General features: G+C 69.1%; 17 protein-coding genes. 10 read left to right on the top strand and 7 right to left on the bottom strand.

Annotation, left to right across the window (positions count from 1 at the left end; genetic code table 11):
• Nucleotides 1-226 precede the first annotated feature (226 nt).
• The 3 genes from IT306_14480 to IT306_14470 all read right to left on the bottom strand — a co-directional run bounded on the left by IT306_14480 (nucleotide 227) and on the right by IT306_14470 (nucleotide 4,045).
• Entirely contained in the window at nucleotides 227-1,459 is a 1,233-nt protein-coding gene (locus tag IT306_14480; GenBank protein ID MCC7369632.1) for an insulinase family protein, read from the bottom strand.
• Nucleotides 1,456-2,790, bottom strand: a complete 1,335-nt coding sequence (locus tag IT306_14475) for an insulinase family protein (protein MCC7369631.1) — start codon at nucleotides 2,788-2,790, stop codon at nucleotides 1,456-1,458. Before IT306_14475 ends, IT306_14480 begins: the two co-directional genes overlap by 4 nt.
• A 130-nt stretch (nucleotides 2,791-2,920) precedes the next feature.
• On the bottom strand, nucleotides 2,921-4,045 hold the full coding sequence (locus tag IT306_14470) for an ABC transporter substrate-binding protein (GenBank protein MCC7369630.1): 1,125 nt from the start codon (nucleotides 4,043-4,045) through the stop codon (nucleotides 2,921-2,923).
• A gap of 160 nt (nucleotides 4,046-4,205) precedes the next feature.
• Here IT306_14470 and IT306_14465 point away from each other — a divergent pair, with 160 nt between their 5' ends.
• A complete protein-coding gene (locus tag IT306_14465; protein MCC7369629.1) occupies nucleotides 4,206-5,093 on the top strand; it encodes a sirohydrochlorin chelatase in 888 nt (295 codons plus the stop codon).
• Between the two features lie 80 nt (nucleotides 5,094-5,173).
• The gene (locus IT306_14460; protein MCC7369628.1) at nucleotides 5,174-5,770 is read left to right on the top strand and encodes a YdcF family protein; all 597 of its coding nucleotides are present in this window, start codon (nucleotides 5,174-5,176) and stop codon (nucleotides 5,768-5,770) included.
• A 34-nt stretch (nucleotides 5,771-5,804) separates the two neighbouring features.
• On the opposite strand, the gene IT306_14455 is transcribed toward IT306_14460, so the two are convergent.
• The 3 genes from IT306_14455 to IT306_14445 all read right to left on the bottom strand — a co-directional run bounded on the left by IT306_14455 (nucleotide 5,805) and on the right by IT306_14445 (nucleotide 10,023).
• Entirely contained in the window at nucleotides 5,805-6,851 is a 1,047-nt protein-coding gene (locus IT306_14455) for a carotenoid 1,2-hydratase (GenBank protein MCC7369627.1), read from the bottom strand.
• Entirely contained in the window at nucleotides 6,851-9,097 is a 2,247-nt protein-coding gene (locus IT306_14450) for an MMPL family transporter (protein ID MCC7369626.1), read from the bottom strand. The genes IT306_14455 and IT306_14450 overlap by 1 nt, the downstream gene beginning before the upstream one ends.
• Nucleotides 9,098-9,222: 125 nt before the next feature.
• Nucleotides 9,223-10,023, bottom strand: a complete 801-nt coding sequence (locus tag IT306_14445) for an alpha/beta fold hydrolase (GenBank protein MCC7369625.1) — start codon at nucleotides 10,021-10,023, stop codon at nucleotides 9,223-9,225.
• Nucleotides 10,024-10,135: 112 nt separating this feature from the next.
• On the opposite strand from IT306_14445, the gene rnhA reads away from it, so the two are divergent.
• The 7 genes from rnhA to IT306_14410 all read left to right on the top strand — a co-directional run bounded on the left by rnhA (nucleotide 10,136) and on the right by IT306_14410 (nucleotide 17,917).
• A complete protein-coding gene (gene rnhA / locus IT306_14440; GenBank protein ID MCC7369624.1) occupies nucleotides 10,136-10,900 on the top strand; it encodes a ribonuclease HI in 765 nt (254 codons plus the stop codon).
• 7 nt (nucleotides 10,901-10,907) lie between these two features.
• Entirely contained in the window at nucleotides 10,908-12,017 is a 1,110-nt protein-coding gene (galK, locus tag IT306_14435) for a galactokinase (GenBank protein ID MCC7369623.1), read from the top strand.
• Nucleotides 12,018-12,213: 196 nt separating this feature from the next.
• The gene (locus tag IT306_14430; GenBank protein ID MCC7369622.1) at nucleotides 12,214-13,674 is read left to right on the top strand and encodes a PDZ domain-containing protein; all 1,461 of its coding nucleotides are present in this window, start codon (nucleotides 12,214-12,216) and stop codon (nucleotides 13,672-13,674) included.
• Nucleotides 13,671-14,168, top strand: coding sequence for an acyl-CoA thioesterase (locus IT306_14425; GenBank protein ID MCC7369621.1), 498 nt, complete (start codon nucleotides 13,671-13,673; stop codon nucleotides 14,166-14,168). The genes IT306_14430 and IT306_14425 overlap by 4 nt, the downstream gene beginning before the upstream one ends.
• 60 nt (nucleotides 14,169-14,228) lie before the next feature.
• Nucleotides 14,229-17,252 (top strand): YfhO family protein, encoded by a 3,024-nt coding sequence (locus IT306_14420; GenBank protein MCC7369620.1) that lies wholly within the window; start codon nucleotides 14,229-14,231, stop codon nucleotides 17,250-17,252.
• A 65-nt stretch (nucleotides 17,253-17,317) separates the two neighbouring features.
• A complete protein-coding gene (rsfS, locus tag IT306_14415; protein MCC7369619.1) occupies nucleotides 17,318-17,713 on the top strand; it encodes a ribosome silencing factor in 396 nt (131 codons plus the stop codon).
• The gene (locus tag IT306_14410; protein ID MCC7369618.1) at nucleotides 17,714-17,917 is read left to right on the top strand and encodes a hypothetical protein; all 204 of its coding nucleotides are present in this window, start codon (nucleotides 17,714-17,716) and stop codon (nucleotides 17,915-17,917) included.
• A 43-nt stretch (nucleotides 17,918-17,960) separates the two neighbouring features.
• Here IT306_14410 and IT306_14405 read toward each other — a convergent pair whose 3' ends face one another.
• Entirely contained in the window at nucleotides 17,961-18,713 is a 753-nt protein-coding gene (locus IT306_14405) for a HAMP domain-containing histidine kinase (protein ID MCC7369617.1), read from the bottom strand.
• Between the two features lie 257 nt (nucleotides 18,714-18,970).
• On the opposite strand from IT306_14405, the gene IT306_14400 reads away from it, so the two are divergent.
• Nucleotides 18,971-19,846 carry a DUF4346 domain-containing protein gene (locus tag IT306_14400; GenBank protein MCC7369616.1) on the top strand — a complete coding sequence of 292 codons (876 nt, stop codon included), beginning with the start codon at nucleotides 18,971-18,973 and terminating at the stop codon, nucleotides 19,844-19,846.
• Nucleotides 19,847-19,869: the final 23 nt, after the last annotated feature.

Here is a 19,869-nt window from a genome sequence, read left to right as displayed (position 1 = left end):
TTGAAAGCCCCGCCTACGATCCTGCAGTCGCTGCGCGACGCGCCAGTCTCACCAGTGCCGGCCGTTCCCGGTCTCCGTCGCGCAGCGACGGAATGACTGTAGGCGGGGCTTTCAACCCCCGACCGCCCGTTCCATGATGCTCCGGGGACACCAATGAACATGCAATCGCCCTGAGACGCGACCGTACCCGGCAGGCCGGCACGGTCGCGCGGGAGCCCGTCGATGCCTACCGCGGGCTGAGCAACACCGACGTCACGAGGGCGGGGTCGAGGTAGGTCTGGGCCACGCGCTGCACGTCGTCAGCCGTGACGCTGGAAACGCGCCGCAGGTACTCCTCCAGCGGCGGCTCGACGCCGATGGCCTCGCGGTCCGCGAGGTACTGGGCGAACGAGATGCTGGTCTGCAGGCCGAGTACCGCGCCGCCCTCGATGTACGACCTGGCATCCTCAAGCTCGCCCTCGGTCAGCGGCTCGCCGCGGATGCGATTCATCTCGGCGGTCACCAGCTCCACGATCTGCTCGATGTTGTCCGGCGAGGTGCTGACCGAGACGTTCCAGGTGCCCACATCCGACAGCGCGTAGTAGTACGAGCTGACGTGCGGCGCGAGACCCCGCTTGTCACGGATCTCGGTGACCAGCCGCCGCCCGACCGTCCCGAGCGTAGCGCTCATGATGTCCAGCGCGTAGGTGTCGGCGTGGTTGGCGCCGGCGGCCGGGAGGCCCATCGCGAGGTGCGCCTGGGTGCCGGGCGTCGTCTCCTCGATGCGCCGCGGACGAGCCGTCGGGATGGGGGCCGTCTCAAAGGTCGGGCGTGGGCCGGTCGGCATGTCGCGGAAAGCTGCGGCGACGCGCTCGGCGATGTCCTCATGGCGCTGATCGCCCACAACTGCCGTGTACATGTTTGAGGCCAGGAAGTTGGCGTTCCTGAACGACATCAGCACGTTGCGGTCGGAGTTTGCCAGCGTCTCACGGCTGCCGATGGGCAGGTTGCGGCAGGGGTGATCCGCGAAGACGTGCTTGAAGAACAGCTCGCCGGCGTAGCGGCGCGGCTCGTTCTTCCCGCGAATCAACTCCTCCAGGACGACCTGGCGCTCCTTGTCGATGCGCTCCTCGGCGAAGAGGGCGTTGACCAGCATGTCGGCCAGCGTGTCCAGCGCAAGCTGGAAGTCCTCGTTCTTGACGACGGCCTGAAAGTTGATGTTCTCGAAGGCAGTGTAGGCGTTCAGCCAGCCGCCTCGGGCGCTGATCGGTCCGAACACGGACTCGATGTTCGGGCGCGAGGGTGTGCCCTGGAAGAACATGTGCTCCATGAAGTGGGCCGCGCCGACGGTGTCCTCGTGCTCGTTCCGCGAGCCGCCTTTGACGCTGATGCTGATGGCAGTGACATCGGCGTACGGGCGCTCCCGAGTGAAGACAGCCATGCCGTTCGGGAGATCGTCGCGCTTCGCGTCGTCGCTCATGGTTGAACCACCACCAGGGTCGCCGTCTCCGGCCGTAGATACGCTTGGGCCACCCGCAGTACGTCGTCAGCCGTGACCCGCGCGATGCCCTCGCGGTGCGCCTGCGAGAGGACGCGGACGCCGTAGCTCTCGTCGCGGATCATCTGGAACGCCTGGGCCGAGAACGTCTCCAGCCCGACGACGAGGCTGCCGTCGAGGTAGTTCTTGGCGTTGTTGAGGTCGTCGTCGGAGAGCGCCTCCTCGGCGAGCCGGCCGATCTCCCGATTGAGGATCTCGACGACGGTATCGATGTTCACGGGGTCGGTGCCGGCGGCGGCCAGCCAGATGCCGGCATCGGGGAACTGTTGGATCGAGGGAGCCGGATCGTAGGAGAGGCCGCGCAGGTCGCGGATCTCACGGAAGAGGCGCATCCCCGACCCGCCCAGCACGGAGTTCGCCACCGCGAGCGGAAAGCGGTCTTCGTGGCGCAGGCCCGGCAGCGGGCCGCCGATGATGACCCGAGCCTGGGAGCTGCCGGCCTGCCCATCGATGCGGCCCGGATTCCGAGGTGGCGGCGGCACGTCCGATGCCGGCGCCGCCTCGCCGGCCGGCAGGCTGCCGAAATACTTCTCAGCCTGGGCGAAGACCCGATCGCTCGGCAGGTTGCCGGCGACGGCGATCACCGTGTTCACGCCGGTGACGTAGCGGTCGCGGTAGTTGACCAGCGTGGCGCGCGTCAGGTTGGGCGTGTTCTCGGCATCGCCGGCCGTCGAGCGTGAGAGCGGGTGCGAGCCGAAGACGGCCGGATAGAACAGGTCCGACGCGTAGACGTTCGGGCTGGCACGGCGGGCGCGCAGCTCCTCCAGGATCACCCGGCGCTCGTTCTCGACGCGGTCCTCGGAGAACGTCGAGTTGAGGATCACGTCGGAAACCACGTCGAGCATCGTCCCGAGGTCGGCAGTCCGCACCTGGGACTGGAAGACGACCATCTCCGAGCCGGCCATCGCCGAGACGCCCGAGCCGCGCACGGTCAGCGGGCGCTGCACCTGCTCGGGTCCAGGGCGGCGGGTGGTTCCCTGGACGTACAGCTTCTCCAGGAACTTGGTGGCGCCGGCCGTGGCGTCGTCCTCGTTGCGAGCGCCCGCCCGCGCGCCGATGCTGATCGCAACGATGTCGGGATCGGTCAGGTACCGCGAGAGGACCGTCACGCCGTTTGACAGGATGGCCTTCTCAATGTGCTCCTCGTGCAGGCCGCGTCCCCGGTCACCGCGCTCCGCTGCCGCGCTCGCCAGCTCCGATTCGTCGCCCCAAGCGCCGAAACCGGAGTGCGCCCCGAACTGTGTCGTTCGCACGCGCACCGCCTTTGCCAGAATTGATACGGCGAGTCAGTCTGTGCTCACTCGATCTGGTGGGTAGCATAGGTGGTGGAAAGCCGCCTCAGCAACGGTTAGCCGGGGCCGCCCTGGACCGCGTTGACCCGCGTCAGCGTCGGCCCCACAGCTCCGACCAGAGCGCGCGCAGCTCGCGCTCGCGGGCGCTGTCTGGCGGCAGCACGACCTGCGTCCGCAATCCCCGGACCGGCGACTGTGGCTCCGAGTCGGCGTCGGCGCGGCTGGGCACGCGGCCATGCTCGGCCAGGATCTCCTGCACGTCGAGCGAGAGCAGCAGGTTGGCCACGACCTTCGTGGCGTTTGGTCGGTCGGTGCTGGCGGAGACGACCATCGCCAGCGGTTGAACGAGCACCGGCTCAACGGCCGCCCAGCCGGTCTTGCCACCGCTGCGTTTGTCTCGCTCGACTGCGTCAAGGCGAGTGTCGATGGCCACGGCATGCTCGCCCGCCGTCACGAAGGCGACCAGCGAGCGGGCGTCGCCCCGAAACGTGACGCCCTGCTGTGCCAGCGCCTGGATCAGCGCAGCGGTCCGCTCCTGGCCGCGCGTCTCGATCAGCCCCTTCAGCCAGACCAGCGACTGATCCTCGATGGCAAGCCGCCCGAGATACCCCGGATCCTGCAGCATCTCGTAAGCGCGCGGCACGGCCGCCGGTGGCACCTGTTCGCTGCTGTACTGCATGACGTGGTACGTCGCGGCCATCGCGTACCAGCCGCCCTCGCCGTCGATCAGCTCGGGGCGCACGTTGCGGCCCTCTGGTGGGGTCCAGCGCAGGGCGGCCCGAGCCAGGGCGAGCGTCGGGCCGCTGTCGCCGATGTAGATGTCCCAGTTCGCCGTGCCGGCCCGAATCTCGTCAGCCGTGGTCTGGAACAGCGACGCGTCGCTGCCGCGCGACCAGTCAACGGCCAGCTTCGGGTAGCGGCGCTCGACGACCCGTCGGATGCGGTCGATCTCGGGTTGGGTCAGGTCGGCGCGGATCCGGACCTTCTCCTCGTTGCCGGCCTGGGCCGCCAGGTACCACGCCGCGACCGAGGCCGGCGGCTCGGCGGTCGGGCGGGGGAGCGGGGCGGGCGTCGGGAGCGGGATCGGTGCAGCCGCCGGCGTGCCGAATCCGCAGGCCCCGCCAGCCAGCAGGGCAGCCAACAAGGCGAGTACGGCGAGCAGCGACGCCCTCGGCGGACCGCCCAGCAGCCGCCGGGCCTGAGTGAACAGCAGCATCAGACAGAAATCGTCACGAGCGGATCGGTTGAACCACGCGGCATAGCCCTCATAATACGACCATCGACCGTACCATCGCGTCGGTCGACCCTCAGACCGGGCCGTGCGACGAGCCACATCTCCCAGCACGTCGGCGTGCCACACCAGGATGTCAAGCTAGATGAGCAATACGAGCGATCAATCGGTTCTGATGATGGCCCATGGCAGTCGGGACCGCGAGGCCCGCGCCGAGTATCGACGCATCCACGAAGCGATTGCCGAGCGTCTCGCGCCGATCCAGGTCGTGTTCGGTGCGCTCGAGTTCCCGCGCGCCGAGGACGGCTTGCCGTCGATTGACGAAGCGTGGGAGCAGTGCGCGCGTCTCGGCACGCGACAGGTCGTGGCGCTGCCCTACTTCCTGTTCCCAGCCGGACACGTGCGCGAGGATTTGCCGACCGAGCTGCAAGCCGCGCGCGCAGCCGGCCAGTGGGCCGAGATCGAGTTCGTGCCGCCGCTCGGCGCTGCCGACGAGATCCTGGAGACCGTGGACACCCGCGCGCAGGAAGCGCTCGCCACCCTTGACGGCGCGGACGACTCGCTGACCGCCGTGATCCTGGTGGGCGCTGGCACCAGCGATCCAGATGCCAACGGCGACCTCTGTAAGGCGGCGCGGCTGGTCTGGGAACGCGGCAAGGACCAGTATCCGATGGTCGAAGCGGCCTGGGTCAGCCTGACCCGCCCGAGCCTCGCCGAGGTCGTGGAGCGCTGCGTCAAGCTCGGGGCCACCCGCCTGGCGATTGTCCCCTACTTCCTGAACACGGGAGTGCTGCTCAGGCGCATTGACGAGCAGCTTGCGGCGATCCGGGAGGCGCATCCTGGGTTGCAGGCTGCTCGGAGCGCCCATTTCGGACTGCATCCTCGGATGCTCGACTTGATCGAGCGGCGTGTGCGCGAGGGGTTGGCGCTGGGTCTGCCGCGCGAGGGGCTGCTCTCGGTGTGCGGTCGAGCGTCCTGCAACTCGGTGGCGAACGGTCGTCGGCAACTGCTCCAGGTGGAGACGCGGGCCTGATCCGAGGCTTTCGCTGACGAGCGCGCCGCTCGCTGCCTATACTCACAGCGGGGACTGACCCTCTGGGAGGGGTGCGACCGATGCTGCGCTGGCTGCGCCGGCTCGCCGTCCTGCTGCTCCTCATGGCGATGGTCGCGGGAACGGCGTTCGTCGCACCGGGATTCCTGCTGGAAGGCCCGAGTGAGCCGCTGGCCGCGAGTGACGCGATCATCGTCATCAGCGGCGACGAGGCGCTGGCCCGCTACCGCGAGGGCGTGCGCCTCTACCGGGCCGGCTGGGCGCCGAAGCTGATCTTCTCCGGGGCGACCTGGGACGGCAGCCACTCCAACGGCGATGTCATGCGCGGCATGGCCATCGCGGATGGTGTCCCGGCCAGCGCGATCCTGGTCGATCCGCACGGCGACGACACCTACGGCAACGCCGTGCACACGAAGTCGATCATGCAGGAGCAGCGGCTGACCAGTGCCGTCCTGGTGACCTCGCCGTACCACCTGCAGCGGGCCGTCCTGACGTTCCGGGGCGTGTATGCCGACACCGGCATCCGCCTGATCGGCCGGGCCGCGCCGGACGGCGAGTGGCGCAAGACGAACTGGTGGCTCAAGCCTGAGACGCGCGCGCTCACGGTTCGCGAGCTTGAAAAGCTCGGGTACGTTGCGGTGACGGGCCGCTACAACTGACGGCCTCTCCCACTCACCGCGTCACGCCGCGCCGCTACCGCTCGTACCCGACCAGCTCGACGTACCCACGGCCAGACAGTGGCTGGCCGCCCCGCGTGCCCGTCACCTCCTGTGCGCCCTCCCAGTAGATTTTGCCGGTCGAGCGCTGCGTGTTCAGCTCCTGGTCGGGGATGACCGGCCTGATCGTCAGGTCGAGCGACTGGCCGGGGAGCGTCGCGCGCCAGCCGCTCGGGTAGGTGAAGCCGGTGTGCGGGCTGGTCCACTGGCCGAGCACGCTGACCTCGAACTGCGAGCCAGGCAGATGCTGGAACTGGCCGTCCTCCGCGACGTACGTCCCATAGGCGATCTGCGTGACTCCTCGATCGTCCTTGATCAGGTTCAGCATCAACTCAGTGCCGTCGTCGAGGTGGAGACTGAACCAGTCCCAGCCGCCGCCGACTACCACGAAGTTGCCCCATTGCTTGTCGAACCAGGAGAGGCCGGTGACAGGGATCCGCTCGCCGTGATCGACGATGGCGCCGCTGATCTCCATGCGGGTTCGTGAATAGTAGTACGAGTCGCCGGCCGGGCCGAAGGTCACCAGCCCGCCGTCGTGGAGCACCGGCGGCTTGGTGGCACTGAGTCGAAGATCGACGGCGTACTCGTCGGTGCTGGCGGCCAACTGATCCTGGCCAAGCAGGCCACGCATCGACCAGCCGCCGACCTCGAGCGCGAAGCCCTCCGGCGGCTGCGCCTGCACGCCCTGGCTGCTGCGCTCGCCGAAGACAAACCGCTTGCGCGCACGATCGGTCACCGCGAAGTGGGAGATGTAGAACGGCGGCAGGTTCGCGCGCAGCACCTGAAACACGACGTGCTCGAAGCCCCACTGTCGGCCGTCAGCGGCCTGCAAGTGGCCGGTGTAGTACCACCACTCCGTGAGGTCGTTGTGCGGAGCCTCATCCTTGGGGAAGGTGACGGGTGGATAGACGGCAGGCGTGGGCGGCGGGGCCGGCGGCAGTCCTGGCTCGCGAGGGGCGGCACACCCTGCCAGGAGTACCAGCGCCAGCAGGAGTGAGGTGAGTGTGCGATGTCGGGGATGCATCAGGCGGCCCCTCCGAGGCGGGCCGGCAGCAGCCGCAGCACCGCGCGCGGCGCCCACCAGTTCCAGTCCCCGAGCAGCTGCATGGTGGCGGGCACCAGCAGCCCTCGGACGACGGTCGCATCCAGGAAGACGGCGATGGCCGTCCCGAGCCCGAGCGCCTTGATCAGGATGATGTCGGCGGCGATGAAGCTGCTGCTGACCAGCACGACGATGGCGGCTGCGCTCGTGATCAGGCGACCGCTCTGCTCCAGGCCCACGGCGACGCTCTGGCTGTTGTCCAGGCCGCCGTCGTACGCTTCCTTCACGCGGGAGAGCAGGAAGACTTCGTAGTCCATCGACAGGCCGAAGAGGACGCAGAACATCACGATGGGCAACGATGCTTCGATGAAGCCGAGCGGCTGAAAGCCGAGCAGTCCTGCCAGCGCACCGTCCTGGAACACGACGACCAGCGCGCCGTAGCTTGCCAGGATGCTGAGCGTGTTCATGATCAGCGCCTTGATCGGCAGGATCACCGAGCGGAACAGCAGCAGCAGGACGAAGTAGGTCGCGGCGACGATGAAGAGCAGGGCGCGCGGCAACTCCGAGTAGAGACCCTCCGAGTAGTCGATCACGCCGGCCGTGCCACCCGCGACCTTGAAGCTGAGGTCGCCGCCGACGGGCGTGTTGCGGATCGCCTTGACCAGCGACTTGGACAGGTCAGAGGTCTGGCTGCCCTTGCTGACCACGCGAACGAGGGTGAATCGCTCACGCGTGGTGTCGGCGGCCAGCGCCCGCGCATACGGCTCGTAGATGCGGGCTGGGTCGCGGAAGATCAGCAGGTGCTGGTCGCGGGTCAGGCGCGGGTCGAGCGCCATGATACTGTCCACGCGCTCGACGCGCGGATCGGCCTTGATGCGGGAGACGAACTCGTCGAGCGCGACGAGGCGGTCGGGGGCGTAGATCGACTCGGGCGCCTGGACCGAGATCAGGATCGGGGAGATCTCGCCCTCGCCGAACGCGCGCCGCAACTGGTCGAAGCCCTGGCGCGACTGCACGTCGGCCGGCAGGATCGAGGCGTCGGGTGCGCCGAACTTGACGTGCAGGAACGGTGCGCCGAGCGCCGTCAGGAGCGCCATCACCACCAGGAAGATGAGGCCCGAGCGACGCATCACCCGCGCGGCGACGGCGTGCCAGAAGCCGGTCTTCTCCTGCGCCGGTCGGATGACCGAGAGGGCGTCAACCTTGCGGCCCACGACGGCCAGGATCGCCGGGAGCAGCGTGAGCGCCGCCACCACCGAGAGCGCCACGACGACCGAGCCGGCAATGCCGAGCGACCGCAGCGCATTGAAAGTGAACATCGTCAGGCCGAGCAGCCCGATGAAGACCGTCAGGCCCGAGAACAGCACCGCCTTGCCGGCCGTCGCCATCGCGATTCCCAGCGCGTCAGGCACGTCGTGTCGGGCCAGCTCGTCGCGGAAGCGGCTGACGACGAACAGCGAGTAGTCGATGCCCAGGCCCAGCCCGAGCATGCTCACCAGGCTCATCGCGAAGATCGAGATGTCGGTGAACCGCGTGATGACCACGACTGCCCCGAGCGTGGCGATCACCGCCGTGCCGCCGATGACGGCCGGGATGGCGGCGGCTACCAGCGAGCCGAACACCAGGATCAGCGCGAGGCCGGCGAACGGGAACGAGATGAACTCGGCCCGGCGCAGATCGCGCTCGGTGACGCTCTGGATGTCGCTGAAGAAGACCGGCGCGCCCGTCAGTGTGGTCGTGAGTTCCGTCGGGCGGAGCGCGCCGTTGATCTGCGGGATCACCCCTCTGAACTGGTCCGGCAGCGAGCGCAGCGCGATGACGGCGTAGGCCGTGTGGCCATCCGGGGCGGCCTGCCGGGGGTTGTCGCGGTGGGTGGTGACCCGGGCGACGAGCGGCAGGGTCCGTAGCTCGGCCAGCGCCGTGTCCACGGCATCCAGGTAGGCCGGGTCCGTGGTCGCGAGCGTCGGGTGCGTGAAGATCACCAGCAGGGTCGAGGGGTTCTCGCCCAGGGCGGCCTGGATCTCGGATGTGGCGCGTTGGGCCTCCAGCCGCGCGGTCGAGAATCCTCCTGGGGCCAGCCGGCTGGCAGCCGTCGGCGCGAGCGGCAGGGTCGCCAGGACGAGGACCGCCCAGGCGGCCAGCACGAGCCAGCGGCGACGGTGGATCCAGTGGCCGAGGCGAAAGAAGGGGTCAGTATGGTGAGGCGGACGCGGAGAAGCTGCGGTCATAGCACTCTCGGAGCGAGAAGAATGCGCGCAGTGGAGGGGGGACGTGCGAACGAGCAAGTATGTACAGAGAGTGTACAAGATATGGACGCCAGACCTGTGACCTTGTGCGGAGGCCCGGTCCGCGGTCAGCCTGGGCTGAGTGTTCGGTCGAGGAACAAGCGGACGGCCCGATTGAACCCGTCCGGATCCTCCCAGTTTGACATATGCCCTGCCCCGGGCAGCACCACCAGCGTCGCGCCGGGGATGGCCGCGGCGAGGTTGTGGGCGTGGCCGCTGGTCGTCGCCATGTCATCTGAGCCGACGACGACCAGCGTCGGCAGCTTCACGCCGGGGAGCGCCGCCATCATGTCGGGCCGCGCGGCCAGCCCCTGAAGCGCCGCCACCACCGCCTCGGGCTGCTGGCTCAGGATCGTCTGGCGAAACCGCTCGACCAGGTGCGGTCGGTCGGCGGGTACCGTCGGGCCGAACATCCGGGGGAGCACCAGGTCGGCGAACGCGCCAAGCCCCAGCGACCGGATGACCTCCGCCTGGTCGGCACGGGCCTGCTTGCGCTCAGGAGCGTCGGCCTCGCCCATCGTGTCGGCCAGGACGACCGCCGAGAGCCGCTCCGGCGCGCGCGTCATCAGTTGCAGCAGGATGTAGCCGCCCATCGACAGGCCGACGACCGCCGCGCGCTGGTGGCCGAGCCGGTCGAGCAGCGCCAGCACGTCGCCCGCGTGATCCGCCATCTCATACGGGCCGTCCGGTGCGTCCGTCTCGCCGTGGCCGCGCAGGTCCGGCACGATCAGGTGGTAGCGGTCGGCGAGGCTGGCGACCTGTTCGTCCCACATGGCCCGGTTGAGCGGGAACCCATGCAGCAGCACGATGGGGCCAGCGCCGCCAACGCCGTGCTCCGAGTAGCGCAGATCGATGGGCGGACGGGGCATCGCGCGGCCTCCTGGGCGTGCTCGGCGTTGGGGCGTTGATGACGAGGCGCTCTCAGGGATCGTACCACTCGGGTCGGCCGGTCGCGCCGGTATACTCCGCGCCATGCAGGCCATGCAGAACGATTCAGTCGGGCCCGTCGCACACACCGATGGCGGCTGCCTCGGGAATCCCGGCCCCGGTGGCTGGGGTGTCCACATCGAGTTCCCAGACGGCCGCGTGGTCGAGCTTGGCGGCGGCGAGGCCCACACGACGAACAATCGGATGGAGCTGCGGGCGGCCATCGAAGCGGCCCGCGCCACCGCCGGCTATCCCCAGGTGACCATCATCACCGACAGCCAGTACGTCCGACGCGGCGTCACCGAGTGGCTGGCTGGCTGGAAGCGCAAGGGCTGGATCACCTCGACGGGGCAGCCCGTGCTGAACCGCGACCTGTGGGAGGAGCTGGACCGGGCGAACGGACCGCACATCACCTGGGACTGGACCAGGGGCCACTCAGGCGACCCCGGCAACGAGCGTTGTGATGAGATCGCTGGCTGGTTTTCGCGGTTGATTGGGCCGTTGCCGAACGGCCGGCGACCGGCCGCGCGGCCAACGCGCTCCCCGGCGCCCGGGGCCAGCACGCCACGCGCCCGACCCGAGCGCGCGGCGCCAGGGCCGACCGGTCCGGCGTCTGCATCCCCAGGCTCCGGACCGGCCGGCACGGTCTATCTCAGCGTGGTGGACGGCATCCTGAAGCGCCACGCTACCTGGGGCGAGTGCGAGGCGCGCGTTCGAGGGGTGGGCCGGGCGCTCTTCAAGAAAGTCCGCAACCGCGAGGAGGAGCGCGACGTCCTCCGCCGCTGGGGCATCACCGAGGCAGATCTGTTCGGAGTGTGACGACGCGATGACGCTGCAAGAACGCTTCGAGTCCCTGTACGGCCGGCCGGCCACCGCGAGCGTGTCGGCGCAGGGGCGTGTGAACCTGATCGGCGAGCACACTGACTACAACGACGGCTTCGTATTGCCGATGGCGCTGCCTCTGGCGACGCGGGTCGCGGCCGCGCCGCGCGCAGACGACCGCGTGCGGGTCAGCAGCCGCGAGCGCGACGATGGCGCGATCTCGACCTATCGGTACGGCGACGAGCAGCCGGCCGGGTCGTGGGTCGACTACGTGCAGGCCGTCACCAGCGTCTTGACTGCCGCCCGCTACCGCCTCGACCGAGGCCTGGACATCGCCCTGGAGTCGGATGTGCCGCTCGGGAGCGGGCTGGCGTCGAGCGCCGCGCTGCTGGTGGCGCTGATGCGGGCGGCGCGCGGGGTACTCGGCCTGGAGCTGGACGACGTATCGCTGGCGCGGCTCGCTCAGCGGGCCGAAAACGACTTCGTCGGGGCGCGCGTCGGGATCATGGATCAGCTGTGCGCCAGCCTCGGCGACGAGCACCACGCCCTGTTCGTGGACACCCAGTCGCTCGCCTATGAGCGCGTGCTCTTCCCGGACACGCTGGAGCTGGTCGTCATCAACTCGGGCGTGTCGCACAGCAACGCAGCCGGCGACTACAACACGCGTCGCTCGGAGTGCGAGTGGGCCTGCGCGCTGCTCGGGGTCAGCAGCCTGCGCGCCCTGACGCTTGACGACCTGCCGCGCATCGACGCGCTGCCCGCTCCGCTGAACCGTCGGGCGCGCCACGTGGTGACCGAGAATCAACGGGTGCTCGACATGGTGGCCGCGCTGAAGGCCGGACGGCTCGACGAGCTTGGCCCGCTGATGGCCGGCTCGCACGCCTCGATGCGGGACGACTACGAGGTCTCGGTGCCGGAGATCGATCTGCTGGTTGCGCTGGCCGTAGCGCACCCGGAGGTGGTCGGGGCGCGCCTGACCGGCGGCGGCTTCGGCGGATCCATTGTCGCGCTGACGCGCCGTGGGGCAGCCGCCGCTATCGGGTTCGCGGTGGTGGCGGCCTATCGCGCACGGACCGGTCTGAACGGCCGGCTGCTCGTGCCGGCGGGCGGCTAACCCGGCCGGATCGGGCTCGACTACGCACGCCTTACGTTGTGCGCGGCGTTCGAGTCCGGCTGCAGTGGCGTCGAGTTTTTGGGAACCCGACAGAAGACCGCCGATTCTGGTCAACTCGGAGCGCTTTCTCTTCCCGAAGGGATGGTCAGCGGGCATTTCGGTGCGCTATCCTCCCGCGCCGGAGGTGCGAATCGGCATGCGACTGCGCGCCTGGCTGCTCGCCTGCGCAACCCTCTTGATTCTCCTGGTCCCCATCGCCGTCGCGGGGACGGCCATGGCGACCAACGAGCACCCGTCCGGCGCGTTTGTCGCGGGCGTGCGTGCCGCTGCGCCAACGGAGTCGTTGGCAGCGGAGCCACGGGCGTCGGCAGGCACGGTGCGGCAGGCGTACGACCTCCTGCTGGACAACTTCGTCTCGCCCCCGGAGCCCGCCGCCCTGGTGACCCTGGCGGCCACGGAGGTCGGCAGGCGCGCGGCCGACCGCAAGCCTGGCGAGTGGTCGGCCCCGTCCATCGCGTCGGACGCCACGCGTGAGGACGCCTGGTTGGCCTTCGAGCTGTGGCTGGATCGCGTGGCGCTGCTGATGGGACCGATCATGGAGCGCAGCGCTCTCGACGAGATCGCGATGCGCGCGCTGGCAGGGGCGATGGCCGAGCACCACACCCGCTACCTCGATCCGCGCCAGAACGCCGAGTACGAGGCGTGGCGGCGCGGTGAGGTCAGGTACGAAGGGATCGGGGCGCGCCTGCGACGGCCGTCTACGGTGGTGCTCGAGGTGTTCGACGGCAGCCCGGCCGCGCGGGCAGGCATTCGGACGGGTGACCGCATCATCTCGGTCGACGGCGAGTCCGTCGTGGGCGTCAGCTCCGATATCGCGACCAGCAAGATTCGCGGGCCGAGCGGCACGCCCGTTGAACTGGCGGTCGAGCGGCGCGGCGAGGCGACGCCCTTGCACTTCAACGTCGAGCGCGGCGAGATCCAGTTGCCGTTCGTACGCTGGTCGGTTCTGACCCGCGAGAACGGCGTCAAAGTCGGCTACCTCCAGATCAGAGGCTTCCCGGAGCCGAGCGTCGACGAGCGCGTCGGGCAGGCGCTGGCCGAGATCGGTCGGCAAAAGATCGACGGGATGGTGCTGGATCTGCGCGGCAACAGCGGCGGCCGGATCGACGTTGGCATGCGGGTCGCGAGCCGCCTGATGAAGGATACCGTGGTCTTCAATCAGGTTGACCGTTCAGGACGCCCGCGCCCGGTCAGGACGCAGGCTGGAGCCTACTGGGAGCGCGGCGTCCCGATGGTGGCGCTGGTGGATGCCGGGACGGCCTCGATGGGCGAGATCCTGAGCTCGGCGCTGCAGGAGAGTGGCGTTGCACGGGTCGTCGGAATGACGACATCCGGCAGTGTGGCCGGCGCTCGGATGTTCCCACTGGGGAACGGCGGCGCGCTTCAGATCACCGTGCTCTCGATCACCTCGGGCAAGGGCGCGGTCCTCAACGACGTTGGCGTGACGCCGGATTCGAGCGTCGATCTCTCGGACGATGATCTGCTGTCCGGGCTGGACGCGCAGCTTGAGGCCAGCATCAGGCTGCTCGGGATCGGGTCGCGGCGCGCCGGCCTGCTTGAGCCGTTGCCGCTCGCACCGTATCGGGAGGCTGCATGACTGACGCAGACGTACGCGCGACAGCGGTGAGCCAGTCCGAGGATCGCATCGTGCTGGCCCAGGTGATGTTGCCAGCCGACGCCAACCCGAGCGGCGACGTCCATGGCGGCACGCTGATGAAGCTGGCTGATACCGCCGGCGGCATCGCGGCGGCGCGCCACGCGAAGCGTCGGGTCGTGACTGCTATCGCCGACTCGATGACCTTCGAGGTGCCGGTGAAGGTCGGGGATCTGGTGTTGCTCGAAGCTCAGGTCACCTGGGTGGGCCGCACCAGCATGGAGATCGAGGTCGCGATCTTCGCCGAGAAGATCGTGACCGGCGAGCGCAAACGGGCGTCGCTGTCCTACTTTGTGTATGTGGCGCTCGGGCCAGACGGGCGGCCCCACGAGGTCACGCCGCTCGAGCTGCACACCGACGCCGAGCGCGAGCGCTTCGCACGGGCCGAGCACCGCCGGCAGTTCCGGCTGGCGCAGCGGAGCCATCCATCGTCATGATCCAGGGACAGGCCCGGCCGGCAGGCGCGCACGGCTCGGTCTGGCCGGGATGCGGACGTTATGGCAACCACTGAGGCACATCGCGGTCGGCTGCGGGTCGTTGTCAGCAACGACCTCGTGGGGCGTGGCTCCTCTGCGCTGGCGCAGCCGTTCGCGAGTGTCGCGCCGCGGGCGGTGGCGTCCGAGCTGCTGGCCCTGGCGACACTGTTGGCGGCACTGGTCGCGGTCTACTGGCCGCTGCTCGCGGGCGTCGGCATCTACGCCGAGTCCGACACGTTCACGTTCTTCTACCCGGTCTACGCCGTGCTGCACGAAGCGCTGCGGGCTGGCGAGCTGCCACTCTGGACACCGTACGTGTTTGGCGGCTTTCCGCTGTTCGCCGAAGGGCAGATCGGCGCGCTCTATCCGCCGTCCATCGTCGCGGCCGCGCTGTTCTCGCCGGTCGAGGGCTTCCTGCTGCTGCGGGTCTTCCACGTCGGCGTGGCGATGCTCGGCGCGTACGCCCTGGCGCGAGCGCACCGCGTCGGGCGGTGTGGCGCGGTGATCGCCGGACTGACGTTCGGCCTGGGCAGCTTTGTCGTCGCGCAGCAGCATCACGCCAATCTGCTGGCCGCCGCCGTCTGGCTGCCGTTATTGCTGGCGCTGATCGAGGTGGCGCTGGCTCGGCAGGGATGGGTCGGGCACGGCCTGCTTGGACTGGCAGCGCTGGTGCTGGGCCTGGAGGCGCTGGCGACACACGTCCAGCCGCTGATGCTCACGGGGGCGTTGCTGGTCGCCTATGTCCTGGTGCGGCAGACCTGGATGGCGATTTGGGAGATGCACGCCGGCGGCCTGCGCCGTGGCGCTCCAATTGCCCTGTTGCTGCTCGTGGACGCGCTCGGGACCGTCGTCTTCGTGGCGGCCGTCGGCGCGCTGATCGCCGCCGCCCAGATCCTGCCGCTGTACGAGCTGAGTCAGGAATCGTGGCGAGCGGGCGGCTGGACCTACAACGACGCCATCGAGTACTCGCTGCCGCCCGTCAACCTGATCACGCTGATCTTCCCGTTCTTCTTCCGGACGCCGGATGGTGGACAGTGGTCGCTGTGGCAGATCTGGGAGTCCGTGCTCTACGTCGGGATCGTCCCGCTGCTGCTGGCCGTGGTGGCGGTCCTCGGCGTGCGGCGGTGGGCCGTGACGTTTTTCGCGCTGGCTACCGGCGTGAGCGTGGTTATCGCGCTCGGCGGCTACGCCCCGTACGGCCTCTACGAGCAATTGTGGCTGCTGCCAGGCATGAACGTACAGCGCGCGCCGGCCCGTTTCACGTTGATCGCCGTGCTCTCGCTGGCGATGCTGGCGGCGTTCGGCGCGGACTGGCTGGCGGCCCGGCGTGACGAGCGTGGCGTGGCTCGGTGGCGCACGCAGCTGATCGGGCTGCACGTGGGTGTGCTGGCGTTGCTCGGCCTCGTCCTCGGCCACCTCGTCGTCTGGCGGGCCTGGATTCAGGCTGACCGTCCATGGGCCATGCAACTGCTCGGCAAGACCTATCTGGCCCAGACCCAGGATCCGCTGCAGATGCTGTTGCCGCTCGACGTCGTACGCGGACTTGAAAACGCCCTCAGCCTTGCCAACCCGAAGACGGCAGTCCCGTTGGTGTTGCTCGGCCTGTTTGCGTTGCTGCTGGTGGCGTGGCGGGAGCTGCGGCGACTCGCGCCGCTCTGGCAGGCGGCGCTGGTGCTGCTGGTGGCGATTGACCTGGCCCTGTTTGCCAGCGACTTTCACCCACTGGTGGACATCTCGTATCTTGGAGAGCCCGGGCCGGCCGGCCGCGCCCTGATCGAGCGGGACGGCCCCTGGCGCATGCTCACGCGGCCAGACGTGCAGGAGCCGCAGCCGAACGAGCTGCTGCCGCACGATATCGCCGAGGCTGGCGGGTACAGCCCGCTCCAGCTCGCACGCCACCGCTGGTACGCGCAGTCCGTCCAGACGGTCGACGACGTGCTGTTGGACCTCTGGTCGGTGCGGTGGATCGTCGAGCCGGCGCGGCCGGAGTCGCTGCCGTCGTACCAGATGGTCAGCTTCCACCCAAGCCGTCCGCTCATGATCGGCGGGGTCGGGACGCCGAACGGGCAGATCACGCTGCGCCCGGAGCCGGAGACGACCACGTCGCTGCGGTTGATCTCGGCACTCAACGGCGGCGAGACGATCCCAGACGGCGAACAGGTCGGTGAGTGGCTGCTCACCGACACCGAGGGCGTCCGCTACGTGCTGCCGATACGGGCTGGCCGCGAGATCGCCGAGTGGCGGCCGCGCGCGCCGGGGCGGGTCGTCCAGCACCGACCGATTCAGAAGGCGGCGGCCATCGGCGATGTTGGCGCGCAATCGATTCTGGGCTACGCCGAGATCTCGCTGCCTCGTCGGGTGACCATTTCGGAGTTGGAGTACCGCCATACGAATCCCCTCGGCCAGACCGTCCTCTACGGTGTGGCCTTGCACGATCGCGAGGAGGACGCCACGGCGCAGGTCGGGCGCGAGGACCGCCTGAAGCTGGTCTACTCCGATCCGGCCGTCAACATCTTCGAGAACGAACGCGCCTATCCGCGCGCCTTCGTCGTTCCAGAAGCCGTGCTGGCGCCGGACGGCGCCGCCGCCATGGCTCGCCTGCGAAACGGGCCGCTCGATCCGCGCCGTCAGGTGGTCGTCGAGAGTCAGCCATCTGTCGGCATCGGCCCATTCGTGGGGACACCGCCGGTCGAGGCGGTCATCCTGGCCGAGAGCGGCTCGGTCATCGACATCCAGGCCGATGCGCCGGCCGGTGGCTTCCTGGTGCTCACCGATCCGTTCTATCCCGGCTGGCGGGCCTACCTGGACGGCGAGGAGCAGCCCATCCTACGCGCGGATTTCCTGTTCCGTGCCGTCGGCCTGCCGCCGGGACAGCACGCTGTTCGTTTTGTCTTCGTGCCGCCGTCGCTGGAGCGAGGCATCTCGCTGTCACTGGTCGGCCTCGGACTGGCGGCGAGCGCAGCGGTCATCGGCCTGGGGATGCCGCTCCTGCTGGGGGCGATCCGTCGAGCGAGACGGCCGGCGGTCACACCGACCGCTGGCTAGATCGACGACAGACACTGGCAGGTGTGCCCGGCGGCACAGGCGCAGAACGGACTGTCCGGAAGGGCATGGTATACTGCGAAGGCAGACCCAGTACGGCGGACGGGAGTTTTCAGCTGGAAGCACAAGCACTCGCGCGGCGGATCGTCGAGGTGGCGTCCGACAAGCAGGCCAGCGACATCGTCTTGCTCGACATCCGTTCAGTGGCGACCGTCGCCGACTATTTCGTCGTGATGAGTACGGCGAGCGAGCGACAGCTTTCGGCCATTGTCCGCGAGCTTGGCGACGCACTTCGCAATGACGACGGCGTCCGCCCGTTGCGGGTCGAGGGGCAGGCCGCGTCGGGCTGGGTGTTGATCGACTACGGTGACGTCGTGGTGCACATCTTCAGCGCCGACCAGCGTCGGTTCTACCGGCTCGAAGAGCTATGGTCGGCCGCAGTTCCCCTGGTACGGATGCAGTAGATGAGCGACGAGGAACGGCCCACCCAGTGCCGTGTGGGCGCCGTGTTAGGCGTCGGAATCGGGGTCGGCGTGGTGGTCGGGTTCGCCGTGGGGTCGTTCGTGGCCTTGCGGCTGGGACACGAAGCAGTGGACTCCGTCAAGAGCGCGTTCGGGCGTCTGGCTGGCCGCAGCAACCAGGTGAATTTCGAGCTGCTGCTGCAGTAGCCCGGCAGGTGTCCCCCGAGCCGGGCCGGCGGCGGGGCGTGGCTCAGGCTGCTGGCACGGTGATCCGGACGGTGGTGCCGCTCGCGCGGCCGGGCACGGGCACGATCTCGATGTCGCCGCCGGTCTGCTCCAGCGCGCGACGGGCGAGATACAACCCGAGTCCCAGCCCACGCACCCCATGGTCGCGCGCGTTGGATCCCCGCTCGAACGGCGCAAAGACCCGCGCCTGGTCCGCTGGCGGGATGCCGATGCCATCGTCGTGCACGAGGATCTCGCCTGCACCGCCAGCAGACCGCACCTCGACCGTGACGTTCTGCCCGGGCCCGGAGTAGCGCACGGCGTTCACCAGGACGTGCGCCAGCGCCTGCGCCACCAGCGTCCGACTCGCCAGCACCTGGGCATCGCCGAAAACGATAAACCCACGGTCCTCGCCCTCGCGCCGCGTGATGTCATGTACGACGCCGTCAACGAGGTCGGCAAGCTGGATGCGTTCGTGCTCGGGCGCCGGCTCGTCGTCCTCCAGGTCTGACAGTTCGGAGAGCAGGCCCAGCATGTCCGACAACCGCGCGCTCTCCCGGTTGAGGACAGCTACAGCGTTCGACGCCTTCGGCTCGTTTCGGAGCGTGCGCTTCAGCACCTGCGCGTAGCCGTGGATCGACGTCAGCGGCGTGCGCAGCTCGTGAATGACGCTCGACGGCAGCCCAAAGCGCTCGGCGGTCCTGGGGGCCGGCGCGGGGCGCTCGACGGTCGGCGGAGCGGACAGCCCGGCGCCGAACAGGCTGCGCGGGTCGGCCACACGATCGAATCGGGCCGCATGGTCTCCGTTGGTAGGGCTGGAGATACCCGCAACGTCTCCGCCAGACATTCGCTACACTCCGAGAGTGGGGATGGCGCATCCATCACGTGGTAGCTCGGCGCAGCGTGCGCCGTGCCGCCGGGCGTCGACGATGGTCCCCATCTCTGTTGCACGACTCGTGCCACGTCTCGCCGGTGCGACGCTCGAAGGGCTTCGACAAGGGAGCGTGCGCCGCGGCCACACAGCAAGGGAACAGCATGTCAGAGAGCAGATCGGGCCAGCCGGGCGAGACCGCGGCAACCTCGGCGGCCAACGCCGCGCCTCCGCTGGTAGGAGATGTGGTGTTCGGGAACCTGGAGAGCCCGGTCGCCGTCTGCACGCTCGGCAGCCGGTCGCTCCTGGCCGATCTGGTGGCCCGCCCGGAGATCGCCATCGCCGGGCGCGTCTTCACGGAGAACGTCGGCATCGAGCGGATGGTGCAGAACGTGGCCGGCATGACGACGCTGCGCGTGCTCGTCGTCTGTGGGCGCGAGACGCCGCATGCTGTCGGACAGACGATCCTGGCGCTCCACGCCAATGGACTCGACGCCGACCACCGGGTCATCGGCTCGACAGCCCCCGAGCCGTTCATGCCGAATCTCCGCCCCGATCAGCTTCGCACCTTTCAGCGCCGAGTCCAGGTCGTCGATATGATCGGCGAGCTGGATCCGGCCACGATCATCGCGCGGTCGGGCGAGCTGGCCGCGTCGGTCGGCACGGCTGCTGCCAGAGCCGAGGACGGCGAGGCTGTGCGGAGCGCGGACCGTGCCGAGCGTATCAAGGCGACGCTCGACCAGCGGTCGGCCTGGGAGTACGATCCGATTGGGTACTTCCTGGTCTTCGTGGACCGCCCCAACGGACTGCTGCGCGTCGAGCACTACAACCAGCGCCATGAGCTTCAGCATGTCGTCGAAGGAGCCGGCGCCGCAGAGATCGGGCAGACGCTCGCCCGGCGCGGTCTGGTGACGCTGCTCGCCCACGCCGTCTACCTGGGGCGCGAGCTTGGGCGGGCCGAGTCGGCGCTGCGCCTGAACGTCGACTACGAGCAGGACCGCCCTTTGATGAACCATCCGCCGATGGACGCGCACGGCTGAGCGATAGCAGCACACTGAGAGAG

The organism is Chloroflexota bacterium (genome assembly GCA_020850535.1).
Classification (GTDB): Bacteria; Chloroflexota; UBA6077; order UBA6077; family JACCZL01; genus JADZEM01.
The sequence above is the reverse complement of the archived record's forward strand: the minus strand, read 5'-3'. Positions and strand labels throughout refer to the sequence as shown.

What these genes read in the sequence shown, in the direction of transcription:
- IT306_14410 (MCC7369618.1), top strand. Translation starts at nt 17,714, where the DNA reads ATGAGCGACGAGGAACGGCCCACCCAGTGCCGTGTGGGCGCCGTGTTA.
- IT306_14420 (MCC7369620.1), top strand. Translation starts at nt 14,229, where the DNA reads ATGGCAACCACTGAGGCACATCGCGGTCGGCTGCGGGTCGTTGTCAGC.
- IT306_14455 (MCC7369627.1), bottom strand. Translation starts at nt 6,851, where the DNA reads ATGCATCCCCGACATCGCACACTCACCTCACTCCTGCTGGCGCTGGTA.
- IT306_14430 (MCC7369622.1), top strand. Translation starts at nt 12,214, where the DNA reads ATGCGACTGCGCGCCTGGCTGCTCGCCTGCGCAACCCTCTTGATTCTC.
- IT306_14460 (MCC7369628.1), top strand. Translation starts at nt 5,174, where the DNA reads ATGCTGCGCTGGCTGCGCCGGCTCGCCGTCCTGCTGCTCCTCATGGCG.
- IT306_14470 (MCC7369630.1), bottom strand. Translation starts at nt 4,045, where the DNA reads ATGCTGCTGTTCACTCAGGCCCGGCGGCTGCTGGGCGGTCCGCCGAGG.
- rsfS (MCC7369619.1), top strand. Translation starts at nt 17,318, where the DNA reads ATGGTATACTGCGAAGGCAGACCCAGTACGGCGGACGGGAGTTTTCAG.
- rnhA (MCC7369624.1), top strand. Translation starts at nt 10,136, where the DNA reads ATGCAGAACGATTCAGTCGGGCCCGTCGCACACACCGATGGCGGCTGC.
- IT306_14425 (MCC7369621.1), top strand. Translation starts at nt 13,671, where the DNA reads ATGACTGACGCAGACGTACGCGCGACAGCGGTGAGCCAGTCCGAGGAT.
- IT306_14465 (MCC7369629.1), top strand. Translation starts at nt 4,206, where the DNA reads ATGAGCAATACGAGCGATCAATCGGTTCTGATGATGGCCCATGGCAGT.
- IT306_14480 (MCC7369632.1), bottom strand. Translation starts at nt 1,459, where the DNA reads ATGAGCGACGACGCGAAGCGCGACGATCTCCCGAACGGCATGGCTGTC.
- IT306_14445 (MCC7369625.1), bottom strand. Translation starts at nt 10,023, where the DNA reads ATGCCCCGTCCGCCCATCGATCTGCGCTACTCGGAGCACGGCGTTGGC.
- IT306_14400 (MCC7369616.1), top strand. Translation starts at nt 18,971, where the DNA reads ATGTCAGAGAGCAGATCGGGCCAGCCGGGCGAGACCGCGGCAACCTCG.
- IT306_14450 (MCC7369626.1), bottom strand. Translation starts at nt 9,097, where the DNA reads ATGACCGCAGCTTCTCCGCGTCCGCCTCACCATACTGACCCCTTCTTT.
- galK (MCC7369623.1), top strand. Translation starts at nt 10,908, where the DNA reads ATGACGCTGCAAGAACGCTTCGAGTCCCTGTACGGCCGGCCGGCCACC.